This is a genomic window from Rhodoblastus sp., from assembly GCF_052145335.1.
In the GTDB taxonomy this organism is placed as follows: domain Bacteria; phylum Pseudomonadota; class Alphaproteobacteria; order Rhizobiales; family Beijerinckiaceae; genus Rhodoblastus.
Window position 1 is genome coordinate 40426 of sequence record NZ_JBKQOU010000140.1, and the last position, 14781, is coordinate 55206.

Genomic DNA, 14781 nt, shown 5'->3' on the forward strand with positions numbered 1-14781 from the left:
AGGCCGCCAACGAGCGGACTACACCGACATTCAGCATTTCGAGAGCGTGGGCGGCGTCGCAATCTCCAGGCGGAGTGGAGATCGAGCAAATCAGAATGACGACAGTAAGCATCCTGGCCTCGCGAAAAACTGGAGAAATGCGCGCGTATAAGGCAATTCGCGGGGCGGCGGAGGCGCGACCACCCCTCGCTCCCCAGGCCCCGGCAATTGCCCTCCTGCATACGCCTCCCGGCGCTGCGAGCCAGCACTCCTAGGCCGACAAGAAAGACTCGCCGCTCATATAGGCGCCGAATGGGCATTTTTGCATGTAAATACACTTTGAATTGAATACAGCGGCTGAAGCTTTGCTTGCATTGGATTTAACTTCGCCTTGTCATAAATGCTGCCGATAGTTACTTGAACCGAACCATTCCGAAGCGGCGCCTGGCGATCGGCAGACAAGGTGGGCGGCGTCACGCAAATTCAGACGCAACCCGCACTCTGGCCGGGTTTAGATCCCGGGCGACCTTTCACTCCGTCGGAGCCTCGCCTTCTTCGTTCTGTTGCTGGTCTGTTTGTCGAGCGCGGGCTGGTCCGGGCATCCCTTCTCCAACCACAATGATTTTCGGTCACGCCGCTCGACCCGACGATGATGATCTGGTCTGCTGTGCAGCGCCGGAGGCCTTTGTCAAGTCGCCGTTGTCCGGCTGAGGGCTTCAAAGGACTTAAGTGCGTCTGGACTTTTTTTCCGGGCTCGTGTCGGGAAGAGGGTCGCGTTATTGTCGGAGCCCGATGAGCGCGAGTCTAAGAAAATGACACCGACCTCTGTGCCCAACGTCACCTTCCACATTCGAGTCAGGAACGACGCGCTTGGCGGCCCCAACCCGTTCGAATGGAAGGACGTCTCCAGCCAGGAAATTTTCGGCGGCAAGCGCGTCGTGCTTTTCGCTTTGCCGGGCGCTTTCACCCCGGCCTGTTCCGAAAGTCATCTGCCCGGCTATGAGCGGCGATACGACGATTTCAAACGCCTTGGCGTCGACCGGGTCATCTGTCTGGCCGTCAACGACGCCTTTGTGATGTTTCAGTGGGCCAAGGCGCAGAATATCGAAAGGGTCTTCATGCTGCCTGACGGCAATGGCGACTTCACCCGGCTTATGGGCATGCTCGTCGATCGCCGGCAGCAGGGCATGGGCCTGCGGAGCTGGCGCTATTCCATGCTCGTGGACGATGGAAACATCAAAAAATTATTCGCCGAGCCAGATGTAAGGGACAATCCGAGCGGCGTCGGCGTGAAGGTCTCCGACGCCGATACGATGCTGGCCTTTCTCGAAAGCTCCTGAGATTCCCGACTTTTCCGATAAAAATGAGCGCGCAACGAAGCGCGCCTCGCAGGCCTTGTATCGAACACGGCTATTCAAACGCGAAGATGCGCTTCCAGTCGTCCTTCATGCTGATCACGAACCAGCCGTCCTTCTTCGCCTCGTCATAGAGCGCCTGCGGAAAAGTTCCGACCTTGCTGTCGGGCAGACCCTGAGCCGGTCCGTAGGCATATTCGCGCTTGCCGTCGTCATGCAGCACGAGCATCGATAGCCGCGCGCCGTCGCCGGCCTGGGTATATTCGAGCATCTGGCGGTCGCCGGTCGAATTGCCGAAGGCGGCGCGCGGCCTGCGGCCGATCTCGAGATGGATGCCCTCGGGCTTGCCGGCGTTGTTGTCGTTTAACAAAAGCTTCGGCTCCTTGGTCAGGAACGGCTTGCCGTTCTTGTCGTAGCCGTATTTTGTCCCAACGGCGCTGCCGACCACCTGCTCGGGCGGGATGCCGTAGACGCGTTCGGAATAGACGCGCACGAAATCCTGTCCGCCGCCGGTGACGATAAAAGTCTTGTAGCCGTTGGCGCGGAACAACGTCAGGACTTCCTGCATCGGCTGGTAGATCAGGTCCGTGTAAGGCCGCTTCCAGCGATGATCCCTGGCTCCGGCGATCCACGCCTTCACTTCTGCCTGGAACATTTCCACGTCCATGCCGGTGAGGGTCGCGACCGCGATTTCCTCGATGGCGCGCAGCGGAAGCTTGCCGATCTTCTCGAAATCGCCCGTCAGCACGGTCTTGAACGGCTCGACCTTGGCCAGTTCGGGCCTGGCTTTGACCAAGGCCGGGACGCGGTCGAAGCAATAGATCAGTTGCGAGTAGATTGGGTGCTCGACCCACAAGGTGCCGTCCTGATCGAAGGTGGCGATGCGCTCCTCCGGCGGCACGAAATCCTTGCTCGATGGGTCGGTGGTGATGCGAATGAAATCGAGGATCGCCTTTTTGGCGGGGCCGTCGTTCCATGAGGGCAAAGCGTCGTGATCCTCCGCCGCATGGGCCGAAGTCGAGACCGGGCCAACCATCGCGGTCAAGGCCGGCGCCGCGATCAGTGCGGCAAGGAGAAGCCGGCGGTTCAAGCGGAAAATTGAATCATTGGAAGACACGATCGAATCCTTGTTTTTCATCATTGTCGCGGTCGAGGCCCCGACAGGTCAATGCGCTATCCCCTGATCTAGCGGCCATCAGGCAATCCTCCGCGTTCGTCTGCCCGAGGTTTCTTTCGAATCGCTCCATGTCCGCCAAATCTTCGATGCCATCGCAGGGTATGAGACGATTTAAAGCTCTGCCTTGGGCTCCATCAATTCCGCTGGAACCGCTCCAATGCCAACGCCGTCTCCGCGAAAACGGGCGGCCCTTTCGGGTCGCCCGCTGATGTGTCAAGCTCGGGTCTTGCGCTTAGTCGCTCGGATGACCGCCTTTTTTTATCATGTCCAGAATTCCCGAAAGATTATAGGTCTCCGGCGCCTGAAGCGGCGGGAACTCCTTGTAGGAATGGAGTTCCTTCTCCCATAGCTGCTGCCCAATCGGCAGCATGTTCCAATCGTACAGAAAGGCGGTGACTGGGCCGGCGAGCGCGCCGCGATCGAGGAAGTCGATGACGTGCGAGGCGTATGCGAGTTGCCGGCTGAAGCGGGGCCGCCCAATGCCGAAGGCCCGCAGTTTAGTCGCAAGTGATTTTTTCGATCGTCGCGCGAAGCTGCCCGTCTGAAATGGGCTTGTAAAGCACCGCCGAAGGATGGTCCATGCGGATGCGCGAGGCCGTTTCCTGCTCCCGCGAGCCCGTGATGAAGATGACTTTGGAGCCAACTGTTTCGTGGATCTCCAGCGCCGCATCGACGCCGTCCTTGTCGCCCTGCAACCGCATATCCATCAGCACGATCGAGGGACGATATTTTTGAGCAAGCGCGACCGCATCGTCGGCTGTGGCTGCGGACGCGCAGACTTCCATCCCCATTTCTTCGATCACCATGGACAGGCCCATGACGATCAGGAACTCATCATCGACGATGAGCACCCGGTTTTGAGCATTGCCATCTTGCATTTCGCTCATGCCAGGGCCGGCTCGGCGACGCATATCTCCGTGCGCATGCCGCCTTCGTTTCGAACGGTTATCGTGCCTCTGAGCTGGGCGACAAGGCCAGAAATGATCTTCATTCCGCAACCAGCTTTGGGAACAGCTGTTGAAATCTTGTTGGGCGCCTGTCCCCGACCATCGTCGGAAACGGTCAAGGCAAGCTTTTGTTCCTCGTTGCGCGCCAGGACCACGGCAATGTTCCCAGCCCCGGTCGGGAAGGCATGTCGCAACGAATTGGTCAGCAATTCGGTCACCAGCAATCCCAAGGGAATGGCGAAATCGAGACCTACCGTTAATGAAATGGCATGCACGGAAACCTTGACCTCAGGAAAAACGCTCGTTTCGATGATGTTGTCGGCAAGTTCCTGCAAAAAGGGCGCAATGTCGAAGGTCTTCAAATCCTTCGAGTCCATCAGTTGTTGGTGGACCAGTCCCAGCGCATAGACGCGTTGGCGCAAATCAAGCAGCGCGCTCGCTGAATCCGTATCGTGGAAATGCCCGGCTTGCACGGCCAGAAGGGCGTCGATGATCTGCAAATTATTCTTGACGCGATGATAGACTTCGCGAAGCAAGACATCGCGCTGCTCAAGCGCGGCGGTGCGTTGTTCCAGCGCCTCGGTCAAATGGGTGTTGGCGTTTCTGAGTTCCGCGGTTTGATCGTCGACCCGGCGCTCCAGACTAAGGTTTGACGCTCTTGCACGCGACTCGCTTTCCTTCAACAAAGTGGCGGTGTGTTGCTGCTCGGCAATGGTCGCTTTCAGCTCCGCGTTGAGGCTTTCCAATTTGGCGGGCGACGGCAGCGCCACCAGTTTTGGAATCATCGGCCACAAAAGGATCGCGGTGGCGATGGAGGCGACGGCTGTAATCAGCTTTATGATCCCCTCAACGCCATAAACGGGAAGCCAGAGAGTGAGAATCGACATGAGATGCGTGGCGCCGCAAGCGAGGATGAAAGCGACGAACAGATAGATCACCCAGCCATATTGCAGATCGCGCCGCTGTCGCGCGAACGACGCCAGAGCGAGCGGCACCGAGAAATAAGCCAGACCGGTGATGGCGTCCGAGGCCGCGTGCAGCCAGACCAGGCCGGGCGCCCAGCTCAGGCAGAAACCATGTGGCGTCAGTCCTGCCGGGTTCAACAGCCAATCCCAAATCGACATATTTCGCCTCCCGGCCAAAACAGACGGCTCCGCGGGACGTAATGCGTCAGTGGGCTAGAGAACAACCACTGCAGAAAAAAGCGGCGGATATGGGTTTCCGCCCTGAAGCAAGGATCCGCATTTTTCGTGGCCGCTGGTCTTCGCTGACTGTTTCGGCGTCCTGGAGAGCCAGAGGTTTGCAACGTTGTTTTTGCGCGAAGCTCACGAGAATTTCGACCATAGCATAAGTGCCGAAAAATACATAATAAAAAGCGTTTTGACCTGACAGCGCCGCCTTGCTTATGCTAGGATTTGCATTCTGCAAAATCCTGTACAAGGAAAGCCCGCGATTTACACCTTGGTCATGGCCGTCCTGCGCGGCCAAGCACTTAACCGCCAAATCAACGAAGCCGTGAGGTAGCCATGCCGGAGCTGGAAGGCCTCAAGTCGGAACTCAAGGCGAAGATGCTTGAGCAGGAGCGGACCGCCGCTCTGTTGGCGGAATGCGAAGCTCGCGTCACGGCGGCTAATCTCGCTTTGGGGCGGCGCGTCGACGAACATACGGCGGAGCTCAAGGCAACAAACGCGCGTTTGAAGGAAGCCCTCGAACAGCGCGACATCCTGCTCCGCGAAGTCTACCACCGCGTGAAGAATAACCTCCAGATCGTCGACGGATTGCTGGCGTTGCAGTCGCGGCAAATCACCGACAAGGACGCCGTCGCCGCGTTACGCAATGTTCGTCAAAGGGTCTACGCCATGGGGCTGGTTCATCAGCAATTGATGAAATCGGCAGATCTGAAAACCTTCGATGTCGCGCCTTTTTTGCGGGACCTGGTTAAAAATGTCATCGATTCCGGCGCCTATCGCGGCGTCAATGTTTCCGTTCAGTCAATTCCTCTGAAGGTGGGGTTGGATTTCGCCATACCGTTAGGCTTGCTGGTGACCGAATTGCTGACCAATTCGCTCAAGCACGCCTTTCCCGAGGGCGTCGGCAGTGTATCCATCGCATTGGGGCGCGGCGAGCACGACAAGATCTCCTTGATCGTTTCCGATAACGGGCAAACATCCGAGAGCGCGCAATCCCCATTCGCGCCGAAGCCAGGCTATGGAATCAATATAATAACCGGCCTGGTCAGCCAGCTCAAAGGCGCACTGGTCATGGAGAACATCAACGGAGCCCGCACCGAAATTCTCCTCGCCGCTCCGGTCCAGTCATGACCGAGCTCCGCGCGGACGAACTCCAGGATCATGTCCTCATAGTTGAAGACGAATTTCTGATCGTCGTGGGCCTGTCGATGATTATTGAAGATCTGGGCATGAAGGTCTGCGCCACCGCCGCCACAGCCGACGATGCAGTAGCTCTCGCCCGGGAGTTTCGACCCTCGATCGTGCTGATGGATATGTGCCTGCGAGGCGAAAGAGACGGCGTCGATGCGGCCCTCGCGATCCGCGCGCTCGTGGGCTCCAAAATCATTTTTCTCTCTGGATCGAGTGACGCAAAAACGATGGCGCGCATCCAGCTGGCCGATCCTAAGGCAGTGCTTTTCAAGCCGGTTTCCGACCGGGAGCTCATGAACGCCCTCGAAACAGCCGCTCGATACTAGAGCGAGCATTTTTGTCGTTTTCCGGCGCTGGCGACGGCCGCACTACCGCCGGCGAACCAATTGGCTTAAGGACGCGGGAAAACATACGGGCTTCCGCGCATGATTCGACTCGAAAACATCAGCAAGCAGAATGGCAATCATCTCCTGTTCATCGAGGCCTCGGCGGCTTTGCAGAAAGGCGAGAAGGTTGGACTCGTCGGCCCCAACGGCGCCGGCAAGACCACCTTGTTCCGCCTGATCACCGGTCAGGAATCCCCCGACGAGGGCCAGGTTTCCGTCGATCGCGGCGTCACCATCGGCTATTTCAACCAGGATGTCGGCGAAATGGCCGGCCGCAGCGCCGTGGCCGAGGTGATGGACGGCGCCGGCCCGGTCAGCGTGGTGGCGGCGGAATTGCATGCGTTGGAGACCGCCATGGCGGACCCAGATCGCGCCGACGACATGGACGAGATCATCGAGCGCTATGGCGAGGTCCAGGGCCGTTTCGAGGAGCTGGACGGCTATGCGCTGGAGGGCAGGGCGCGGGAAATCCTTGCGGGATTGAGCTTTTCACAGGAGATGATGGACGGCGATGTCGGCGCCTTGTCGGGCGGCTGGAAGATGCGCGTGGCGCTGGCCCGCATCCTGATCATGCGCCCCGACGCCATGCTGCTCGACGAGCCGAGCAACCATCTCGATTTGGAAAGCCTGATCTGGCTGGAGGAATTTCTCAAAAACTACGACGGCGGATTGTTGATGACCTCGCACGACCGCGAATTCATGAACCGCATCGTCGGCAAGATCGTCGAGATCGACGGCGGCGCGCTGTCCAGCTATTCGGGCGATTACGAATATTATGAGCAGCAGCGCCTGCTCAACGAGAAGCAGCAGCAGGCGCAGTTCGAGCGCCAGCAGGCGATGCTCGCCAAGGAAATCAAGTTCATCGAACGTTTCAAGGCGCGCGCCTCGCATGCTTCGCAGGTGCAGAGCCGGGTGAAGAAACTGGAGAAGATCGAAAAGGTCGAGCCGCCCCGCCGCCGTCAGACCATATTGTTCGATTTTCCGCCGGCGCCGCGCTCCGGCGAGGACGTCGTCAGCCTGAAGAACGTCCACAAGAGCTATGGCGCCCGCCGCATCTACGAGGGCCTGGATTTTCAGGTCCGCCGCAAGGAGCGCTGGTGCGTCATGGGGGTCAATGGCGCCGGCAAGTCGACGCTGTTGAAGCTGGTGGCTGGCGCGACGCAGGCGGACCGCGGCGCCGTCGCCCTCGGCGGCAGCGTCAAGATGGGATATTTCGCCCAACACGCCATGGAGTTGCTGGAAGGCGAGCGCACCATATTCGAATCTCTGGAGGATTCGTTTCCACAGGCGGGGCAGGGCTCCTTGCGCTCGCTCGCCGGCTGTTTCGGCTTTTCCGGCGACGATATCGAAAAGAAATGCCGGGTGCTGTCAGGGGGCGAGAAGGCGCGGCTGGTGATGGCGAAAATGCTCTATGATCCGCCGAATTTCCTGGTGCTCGACGAGCCCACAAACCATCTCGACCTCTTGACGAAGGAAATGCTGATCAAGGCTTTGTCGCAGTATGAGGGCGCCATGCTGTTCGTCTCGCATGACCGGCATTTTCTCGCCGCCTTATCCAATCGGGTGCTGGAGCTGACCGACGAAGGCGTCCACCAATATGGCGGCGGCTACAACGAATATGTCGCGCGCACCGGCCACGAGGCGCCCGGCCTGCGGAGCTAGCCGGACTCCCTACTCGGGCCAAATGGATCAGCCGAGATTCAAGGCGGTCGCGATTTCGGCGATGGTCGCCTTTTCCTTGTCGCTGACCTGTACGCCGCCGAAGCCGAGAATGCCGCCTTCCGACGCGGCTGCTGCGACCCTTTCGGCGACGTGTTTCAGCCAGCCCTTGAATTCCGGCGCATCCTGCGGCGCCTTGGCGTCGAGAATCTTGCCGACTTCGGCCAGCGTCGACAGCGCCTGTTGCTTGATTTCTTCCGGCGATTTGGCGGTCAGTTCGGCCTTGACGCCGTCGCGCGCCATGGTGCGCCCTTCCGACGTGGTCATTTCGTCGGCAAGTTCCTTGACCAAAGCGTTGGCGCCGGGGGCGCTCTTCGCCTCGATCAGGGCGCGTCCGCTGGCCATGCCCTCCTGCAGCAGGCCCCAGATGCCGCTGGGGTCGGCGACCGTCACCGCCAAGGCGGCGAGCATCGGGCTTCCCATGATCATCTTCCACTCGTCGGCGGTAAAGTCGGCCTTGGTCGCCATGGTTCTCTCCCCTATTTCTTTGTCTTTCAAATGTGAATCCTGGGAGGGGTCGCCCCTCCCAGCGTTGTGTTTTTCGCTGGCCGCTTAAATCTACTTGGCGATGTGATATTCGATGCGGCGGTTGTTGGAGCGGCCGTCTTCGGTGTCGTTGCTGGCGACCGGATTGGCTTCGCCATAGCCCTTGGAGACCAGAGTCGAGCCGTCGACGCCGGCGCCGACCAGTGCCTTGCGGATCGAGTCGGCGCGATTCTGCGAAAGGGTCACATTGGCGGTCGCGTCGCCGGTATTGTCGGTATAGCCGGCGATCTCGACGACTGTGCCTGGCGGGAGCTGCTTCAGAAGAGCGGCGGCCTGCTGCATCAGCGGCTCTTCCGAAGCCGGCAGTTCAAAGCCGGAGGTTGGGAAGACAATGACCGACATGTTCAGGACGTCGAGCAGTTCCTTGGGGTTGAAGCCGGACTTCAGCGAGGCGAGGGCTGCGGCCACCTTGGCGTTGGCGGCGGCGGCTTCGGAGGCCTTGTCGCCGAGCAAGCCAAACGACCAGCCGCCGCCGAACAGGTTCTTCAGATAGCTCATGATTTCGTTGATGTCGTTTTGGGCAATGCCGCCGAGGTTGAGCGAATTGCCGCTGAACGACGCCTTCAGGCCCGGATGCTTGAAGTGATCGAGCGCCGGGCCAAGGTTGGTCGTCCATGAGGCGGCCATGCGGTTCGCGTCGACGGCGATTTCGCCGACGATCTTGTCCGCGCCGAAGGCCGATTTCAGCTGGTCGAGGATCGACGAGCGGGTGGCCTCGTCATGCACGGAGCCGGAATAATGGATCACGCCGTTATCGTTGCTGAGCGAGAGCTGAGCCGGCAGCGTCGGAGCCGGAACCACCGGCGCGGGCTTCATCGCGGCCATGGGTGCGGGCGCCGGCGTGGCGACAGGCGCGGGCGCGACGTTCACGACCTTTTGCTCGGGAGCGGGCTGGTTCATGAGAAAGGCGGCTAGCGCCAGGATGCCGGCGGAGAGAAGCGCCGGCCAAAGCCAGGGATTGCCGCTTTTCGTCGTCTCGTGGCTCGCTTCCGCGTGGTGGGGGACCGGCTGCGCAGCGACGGGCGCGGCGGAGAGGAAGCCACTGACGGCGGTGGGCAGGGTAGCCGGGATTACGCCGCCGGGCGTCAGCAGGCCGACGAGTTTCGGCACGACATAGGCGAGGGCGGGGGTGACGATAGAGGAGCTGAGGCCCAGCTTGCTGGCGAGGCCGCCCAGCAGCGAGGACCCGAGCGCGCCCTCGATCAGTTGCGTCGGCAGGGCCGCGGCGGCGGGGTTGCCGAGCCACGAGGCGATTTCCGAACCGAGACCGACGGATTTCAGCTTTTCGAGAAAGCCGGTCAGGCCTCTCGGCTGCTCCACAATGAGATTGAGGACTTCGCGCACCAGGGGGGCGGCGTTCGAGCCAAGTCCGAAGCGGGTGGCGATATCGTTGATCAGCGCGTCGAAGAGAGCCATTTTTTTCTCCTGGGATGTAGTCTTGTCTTGAATTGTGGGAAGTTTGTTGGCCGTTGGACCATTCCGGACCGACGGTGTCTTTCGTGCCGAAAGGTCTGGTGTGTCGAAGCAAAATCCGATTGGCCCTAGGGGCGGCGGCGATTTAAAAAAAGTCCTTTTCCGGCGGTCTCCCCCCGGACTCTGAATCTCTTTGCCGCCATTGCAGTTGGACGGGAGTAATTAAAAAGCTTATCGCCCTAGCTAAGCCTTACTCTATGAAACTTTCAAGACAGAAATCTTCACAAAATCTCGATGGAAAGATTTCCGCGCTGCAACATAAAACAACGCGAAGCTTGTTGCTGATTCAGGCAAAAAACGATGGTCCGATCCTCGTCGCTCGGCCGGAACCCGGTCTCGCGGCCGCGGCTGTCATTTCGATGTCGCCGGCCATTGTCATTTCATGCGCCGAGCCGCAAATAGCTTTAAGGTGTGCGCCGGATTGTTTGAGCGAAATCGAAAGCTGAGGAATCGCATCATGACCGAAGAATCGAACAAAATGCCCAGGATCCCCACGCCCCCCTTGTCTCAGATCGGCAGCGCAACGGCGCCGTTTGTTTATTTCGAAGGCGCTCCGACCTTCGGTTTCGATGGCGCGATCGGAAACATCACGCTGGAAGCGCTCACCCACGTCGCCACGGAGGATCGGATCGTGTCGGAGCGCCGGGTCGTGGCGCATCTGCGGATGAGCGCGAAGGGGCTGGCCAGTCTCAAACAGGCGATCGAATCAATCGAATTGATGGCGAATCCCTCGCGCGGCGAATCGATCAACTGAACGCCACGTCTTTGCGGTGGATGAACTGAGATCACGCCGTGATCGGGGAAGAATGTTCTACGAGCCAGCTTCGCGCGACCGGAAACTCCTGCCCCACGACCCGTTCAAGGCTTTGGTCGCGCCGCGCCCGATCGGCTGGATTTCGACAATGAGCCGCGCCGGCGAGATTAATCTGGCGCCATACAGTTTCTTCAACGCCTTTTCTGGCGCGCCGCCGCTGATCGGCTTTTCCAGCGAGGGAGCGAAGGATTCCGCGACTTTCGCTGCGGACTCCGGCGAATTCGTCTGGAACATGGCGACATTTGAATTGCGGGAGGCGATGAACGCCAGTTCAGCCTCCCGCCCGCGCGGGGAAAACGAATTCCTCTTCGCCGGGCTCGAGATGGCGCCCTGCCGGATCGTCAAGGCGCCGCGCGTCGCCGCCAGCCCCTGCGGCCTCGAATGCCGGGTGACCGAGATTTTTCGGCTGAAAAACCTCGAAGGCGAGGCTGTCGGCAATATCCTGACCCTGGGGCAGGTGGTCGGGGTTCATCTCGACGAGAGATACGTCAAGGACGGCCGCTTCGATCTGGCCGCCGCCAAAACCATCGTGCGCTGCGGGTACGCGGCGGATTACGCGGTGGTGGACGCGATCTTCCAGATGGACCGGCCGCAATAGGGCGCAAACGACTCTAGTCGGAGACTGGCCCGCACCAGCCGGGGAGGTAATTGGCGTCGACGCTCTTGGCCAGTCTCAGCGCTTCTCCCGTCGCCGCGGTGAAGTCGGCGTCGATCAGTTTGCGCTTGATGCGCCGGCGCAGGAAATCCGCCCACAAAAATTCGCTGAACGGGACAGTGTCCTTGGCGTAGCCGCCAAGCCGGCGCAACTCTCCAGCGATCGAGCGATAGGGATCGTCGACCAGCTTGTCGACGGATTTCGGAATGGCGTCATAGGGGCGACGCTTTCCCTTCTCGTCGAATGGATAAATCCAGCTGCGATTGTCCAGGAAAAACCAGAAACTGTCGGGCTCGACATCGCTCAGATCAGCGACGACATTCGTCAAGATAAATTCCACCCCCTCTTCGTGCAAAGCGCGGCACAAATGGTGATGGTCGGTCACATAATGGCGCTGCTTTGGCCCGAGGATAACGGGGATCATATGTTCGCCAAGAAATTCAGCGCCCTTTGCTGTTTTCTTTTCGCGCCAATGCCGGCGCTTCTCATCGACCTCGCGCATTCCCACTGTGATCTGGGTCGGGCGCAAGTCGGCGATTGAGACGGGCTTGATTCTGGGGTCGCGCACCGTGGTCATCGATTTCTCCCTTTGGCGTTGGTCCAGCGGAACAACAGGTCTTGGTTGTCAACGCCATCGAACGGGGAAGGTTACGAAGGAAAATTATCTCAGAAACCAACGGACGCTCAAAGCCAGGGCGAGAACGAGGCCGAGCGCCAGGCAGGCCACGGCGGCGCGGCGCAGCCATACCTGGCTGGTCGGCGACCCTCGTCCAAAAACGCCCGGCGCGAGATAGAACAACAGGGCCATTAGGGCCAGTACGCGCATCAGGTTGTCGATATTGGAGGGCATGGGCGTCATCCCGGCGGCTAAAGCTCAGGAAACCAGCGTGAAGCCGCTTTGTCCATGGCGCGAACTTCGGCATTGCAAGGCAAGGCGGCCGGTCCTTTCGCTTCGCGTCCGTCTTGCCAAGCGCCGCGGCGCTTGGCATAACGTGGCCACGCGGGTGTAGCTCAATGGTAGAGCAGCAGCCTTCCAAGCTGAATACGAGGGTTCGATTCCCTTCACCCGCTCCAAATATATCCTATTGGTTTCAAATATTTTGCGGCGGCGGCGCCAGCGAGCTGTCAATAGTTAGCGATGTTTTGTCGCCACCATGTCGCCACGGTCTGTGATTGCAAGTTTAAGTGAGCTCGGCGCTGAGTTCGGCGATCCGATCGTTTCAGTCGCACTACCGTCTAAACTTTTAATCAGAGGGTCATGGGTTCGAGTCCCATCGCACTCACCAATAAAATCAATAGCTTGGATGAAATAGTTGACGCTGATTTATAACGCGGCGGCCCAGCGGTAAGCATTCGGTAAGCAGTTTTCGGAAATCATCGGTAAGCGCCGACTCGGTAGCTGCGATCTCGACTTCGGCCGCACCCATGCCAGCGAATATTCCAGTCACAGCACCGACCATCGCCGCAATGAAGGCAGGGCTTGAGGGGCGTCTGTCCCGTCTGCCGCGCTTGCCAGCACTCCGGGGCTGTGCCGTTCGATGCGATCCGCTTGCCCGACGAAACCCTGTTCCCTGATATTGGCCGCGCTCGTCGGTTTCGCTGCTCGGTCTGCGGGGTGCGTGACTCTGTTCGATTTGACGTGGACGGGGCTTTTCAATGAAGCGCGACATGGACCTAATTCGAGCCCTGCTTTTGAAATTGGAGGCGCTGCCGATTGGTCCCGGCCGTTTCGTGGGCATTTTTCCATCCGAACCTGAATTGGCAGTCGAGGGATATTCACCTGACGACATTTCGCATCATTTACGCATGCTCTTTTATGGCTTGCCTCAAACTAGATAAGAGTTTAAATAGGCTCCATCGGCGTATTTCTTGATTGTGGAGCATTATCGTTGCCAACTTAGCGCCGCACAAAAGAGCGCTTGAGAATGGATATTAAAGTAAAAAATAGCACTGAACCTAATGTTAGGAAGGCTATTTCTTTTTTTTGTGCTATATCGCGCTATTTTAGTTATGCGCTTTCGCCGCAACGGGTTAGTGTTCTGCTTTTTATTGTCACTATCGGATTTTCAGCTTACTATCTCAGGATGGCGCTGGGCCAGCCGATACTGGAATCCTTTGGTTTCCGGCAAACCCAGACAGCCATAACAACCTATTATTTTATCAAGGATGGTTTGCGGCTAGCTTATTGGACGCCGGTAGTCGGGCAGGGCTGGAGTATTCCTTTTGAATTTCCAATTTACCAAGCCATTGTTGCTGCTGCAGTCAAGCTTACACACGCTCCTTTGGAGGCCGCTGGCCGCATAGTGAGCTGGCTTTTCATGCTCCTGTGTTGCTGGCCGTTGTATCTCACCCTGCGACAGATCGGCGCCAGCGTGGCGACCCGGTTTTTTTGCTTGGCGCTGGTGATGGGCTCACCGGAATATGTTTTCTGGTCCAGCACGTTCATGATCGAGACGACGGCCCTGTTCTTCACCCTGTTTTTTATCTTCTATGCGACGCGAATTTATCAGAAACAGGGTTCCTTTTATGATTACGGGCTCGCAGCCCTGTTCCTAGCGCTCGGATTATTGCAAAAGTCGACGACCGCTTTGCCCGTCGCCGCCATGTTTTCGCTGGCGATTGCCTTGCGCCATCTCCGGCCTGCCGTCATGCGGCGAGAATGGCGCCACGTCGCGGCCGCAGCCGCCGTGGTCCTGTTTGGCGTTGCCCTCCTGATCACGTGGACGGCCTATTCCGATTTTATAAAAAACCAGAACCCGATAGGAGCCTCGCTGACGTCGTCGAGCCTGACGAACTGGAATTTCGGTACGGTCGAGCAGCGTCTGTCCTCGAAACTCTGGATCGAAGTGCTGTTCGATCGCGTGTTTCGGGGCAGCGTTTTTGGCGCCGCAGGACTTGCGGCGATCATAGCGGGCCTGATGGTGGCGCGCGACGCGGCGCGGCGCTGGACGATCGCTCTGGCGACATTGACCGGCCTCCTTCAGTTTTTTGTGTTCACCAATCTGCACATCGTGCACGAATATTACCAGGTATCCGCCACCGTCTTTTTTCTGATCGCCGTTGGCCTCAGCGTCGGAACGATGGCGGAGGAACTGTTTCCGGAACGGAATTCCTTGTACGCCATGCTCGCGACCTGGCTCATTGTTGCGAATTTCGTCGGCTTCGAGGGTCTGTACGGGCCGATCCGGCGCTGGGCAATTTCGGCCGAAAACAATTCCATGTTGAAAATCGCTGAATTCATCAAGGCGCATACGGCTGAAGACGATACAGTCATATGGTACGGCTTCGACTGGTCGAGTGAAGTCGCCTTCTATTCGCAGCGCAAGTCACTGACCGTCCCGGCGTGGCC

16 protein-coding genes and 1 tRNA gene are annotated in these 14781 nt (G+C 58.9%); 8 read left to right on the plus strand and 9 right to left on the minus strand.

Translation table 11 applies throughout. The features are described from left to right. Positions 1–791: 791 nt before the first annotated feature. Positions 792–1319 (plus strand): peroxiredoxin, encoded by a 528-nt coding sequence (locus ACLP2E_RS09830; protein ID WP_442465798.1) that lies wholly within the window; start codon positions 792–794, stop codon positions 1317–1319. A 70-nt stretch (positions 1320–1389) separates the two neighbouring features. Here ACLP2E_RS09830 and ACLP2E_RS09835 read toward each other — a convergent pair whose 3' ends face one another. The 5 genes from ACLP2E_RS09835 to ACLP2E_RS09855 form a co-directional block, all read right to left on the minus strand. Beyond that, the gene (locus ACLP2E_RS09835; RefSeq protein ID WP_442462546.1) at positions 1390–2451 is read right to left on the minus strand and encodes an HAD family hydrolase; all 1062 of its coding nucleotides are present in this window, start codon (positions 2449–2451) and stop codon (positions 1390–1392) included. A gap of 292 nt (positions 2452–2743) precedes the next feature. Beyond that, complete coding sequence (locus ACLP2E_RS09840) at positions 2744–2881, minus strand: hypothetical protein (RefSeq protein ID WP_442462545.1); 138 nt, start codon at positions 2879–2881, stop codon at positions 2744–2746. A 127-nt stretch (positions 2882–3008) separates the two neighbouring features. Beyond that, positions 3009–3398, minus strand: a complete 390-nt coding sequence (locus ACLP2E_RS09845) for a response regulator (protein ID WP_442462544.1) — start codon at positions 3396–3398, stop codon at positions 3009–3011. After that, positions 3395–4582: a sensor histidine kinase gene (locus ACLP2E_RS09850; protein WP_442465799.1), complete on the minus strand. Its 1188-nt coding sequence runs from the start codon at positions 4580–4582 to the stop codon at positions 3395–3397. The genes ACLP2E_RS09845 and ACLP2E_RS09850 overlap by 4 nt, the downstream gene beginning before the upstream one ends. A 46-nt stretch (positions 4583–4628) precedes the next feature. After that, positions 4629–4946, minus strand: a complete 318-nt coding sequence (locus tag ACLP2E_RS09855) for a hypothetical protein (RefSeq protein WP_442465800.1) — start codon at positions 4944–4946, stop codon at positions 4629–4631. Positions 4947–4984: 38 nt separating this feature from the next. Between ACLP2E_RS09855 and ACLP2E_RS09860 the strand changes: the two genes are divergently transcribed. The 3 genes from ACLP2E_RS09860 (at position 4985) to ACLP2E_RS09870 (ending at position 7887) form a co-directional block, all read left to right on the plus strand. Further along, positions 4985–5779, plus strand: coding sequence for a sensor histidine kinase (locus ACLP2E_RS09860; RefSeq protein WP_442465801.1), 795 nt, complete (start codon positions 4985–4987; stop codon positions 5777–5779). Then, the gene (locus ACLP2E_RS09865) at positions 5776–6165 is read left to right on the plus strand and encodes a response regulator (RefSeq protein WP_442462541.1); all 390 of its coding nucleotides are present in this window, start codon (positions 5776–5778) and stop codon (positions 6163–6165) included. The genes ACLP2E_RS09860 and ACLP2E_RS09865 overlap by 4 nt, the downstream gene beginning before the upstream one ends. A gap of 99 nt (positions 6166–6264) precedes the next feature. Further along, on the plus strand, positions 6265–7887 hold the full coding sequence (locus tag ACLP2E_RS09870; RefSeq protein WP_442462540.1) for an ABC-F family ATP-binding cassette domain-containing protein: 1623 nt from the start codon (positions 6265–6267) through the stop codon (positions 7885–7887). A gap of 27 nt (positions 7888–7914) precedes the next feature. On the opposite strand, the gene ACLP2E_RS09875 is transcribed toward ACLP2E_RS09870, so the two are convergent. Beyond that, positions 7915–8412 (minus strand): hypothetical protein, encoded by a 498-nt coding sequence (locus tag ACLP2E_RS09875; RefSeq protein WP_442465802.1) that lies wholly within the window; start codon positions 8410–8412, stop codon positions 7915–7917. Positions 8413–8502: 90 nt separating this feature from the next. Beyond that, on the minus strand, positions 8503–9906 hold the full coding sequence (locus ACLP2E_RS09880; protein WP_442465803.1) for an OmpA family protein: 1404 nt from the start codon (positions 9904–9906) through the stop codon (positions 8503–8505). A gap of 514 nt (positions 9907–10420) precedes the next feature. Between ACLP2E_RS09880 and ACLP2E_RS09885 the strand changes: the two genes are divergently transcribed. Both ACLP2E_RS09885 and ACLP2E_RS09890 read left to right on the plus strand, forming a co-directional pair. Beyond that, the gene (locus ACLP2E_RS09885) at positions 10421–10717 is read left to right on the plus strand and encodes a hypothetical protein (protein ID WP_442463463.1); all 297 of its coding nucleotides are present in this window, start codon (positions 10421–10423) and stop codon (positions 10715–10717) included. 52 nt (positions 10718–10769) lie between these two features. Next, positions 10770–11375, plus strand: coding sequence for a flavin reductase family protein (locus ACLP2E_RS09890; protein ID WP_442465804.1), 606 nt, complete (start codon positions 10770–10772; stop codon positions 11373–11375). Positions 11376–11388: 13 nt separating this feature from the next. Here ACLP2E_RS09890 and ACLP2E_RS09895 read toward each other — a convergent pair whose 3' ends face one another. After that, the gene (locus tag ACLP2E_RS09895; protein ID WP_442465805.1) at positions 11389–12009 is read right to left on the minus strand and encodes a ParB-like protein; all 621 of its coding nucleotides are present in this window, start codon (positions 12007–12009) and stop codon (positions 11389–11391) included. Positions 12010–12093: 84 nt separating this feature from the next. Then, on the minus strand, positions 12094–12282 hold the full coding sequence (locus ACLP2E_RS09900) for a hypothetical protein (RefSeq protein ID WP_442465806.1): 189 nt from the start codon (positions 12280–12282) through the stop codon (positions 12094–12096). A gap of 150 nt (positions 12283–12432) precedes the next feature. Here ACLP2E_RS09900 and ACLP2E_RS09905 point away from each other — a divergent pair. Further along, positions 12433–12506, plus strand: a tRNA-Gly gene (locus tag ACLP2E_RS09905). A gap of 851 nt (positions 12507–13357) precedes the next feature. After that, positions 13358–14781, plus strand: a 1424-nt coding sequence (locus ACLP2E_RS09910) for a glycosyltransferase family 39 protein (protein ID WP_442465807.1), incomplete at its 3' end; no start/stop codon positions are given.

Bases quoted from the DNA above. Each gene is read 5' to 3' on its own strand.
- ACLP2E_RS09840 (WP_442462545.1), bottom strand. From the start codon at position 2,881: ATGCTGCCGATTGGGCAGCAGCTATGGGAGAAGGAACTCCATTCCTAC.
- ACLP2E_RS09900 (WP_442465806.1), bottom strand. From the start codon at position 12,282: ATGCCCTCCAATATCGACAACCTGATGCGCGTACTGGCCCTAATGGCC.
- ACLP2E_RS09845 (WP_442462544.1), bottom strand. From the start codon at position 3,398: ATGAGCGAAATGCAAGATGGCAATGCTCAAAACCGGGTGCTCATCGTC.
- ACLP2E_RS09865 (WP_442462541.1), top strand. From the start codon at position 5,776: ATGACCGAGCTCCGCGCGGACGAACTCCAGGATCATGTCCTCATAGTT.
- ACLP2E_RS09890 (WP_442465804.1), top strand. From the start codon at position 10,770: ATGTTCTACGAGCCAGCTTCGCGCGACCGGAAACTCCTGCCCCACGAC.
- ACLP2E_RS09880 (WP_442465803.1), bottom strand. From the start codon at position 9,906: ATGGCTCTCTTCGACGCGCTGATCAACGATATCGCCACCCGCTTCGGA.
- ACLP2E_RS09850 (WP_442465799.1), bottom strand. From the start codon at position 4,582: ATGTCGATTTGGGATTGGCTGTTGAACCCGGCAGGACTGACGCCACAT.
- ACLP2E_RS09885 (WP_442463463.1), top strand. From the start codon at position 10,421: ATGACCGAAGAATCGAACAAAATGCCCAGGATCCCCACGCCCCCCTTG.
- ACLP2E_RS09895 (WP_442465805.1), bottom strand. From the start codon at position 12,009: ATGACCACGGTGCGCGACCCCAGAATCAAGCCCGTCTCAATCGCCGAC.
- ACLP2E_RS09875 (WP_442465802.1), bottom strand. From the start codon at position 8,412: ATGGCGACCAAGGCCGACTTTACCGCCGACGAGTGGAAGATGATCATG.
- ACLP2E_RS09870 (WP_442462540.1), top strand. From the start codon at position 6,265: ATGATTCGACTCGAAAACATCAGCAAGCAGAATGGCAATCATCTCCTG.
- ACLP2E_RS09860 (WP_442465801.1), top strand. From the start codon at position 4,985: ATGCCGGAGCTGGAAGGCCTCAAGTCGGAACTCAAGGCGAAGATGCTT.
- ACLP2E_RS09830 (WP_442465798.1), top strand. From the start codon at position 792: ATGACACCGACCTCTGTGCCCAACGTCACCTTCCACATTCGAGTCAGG.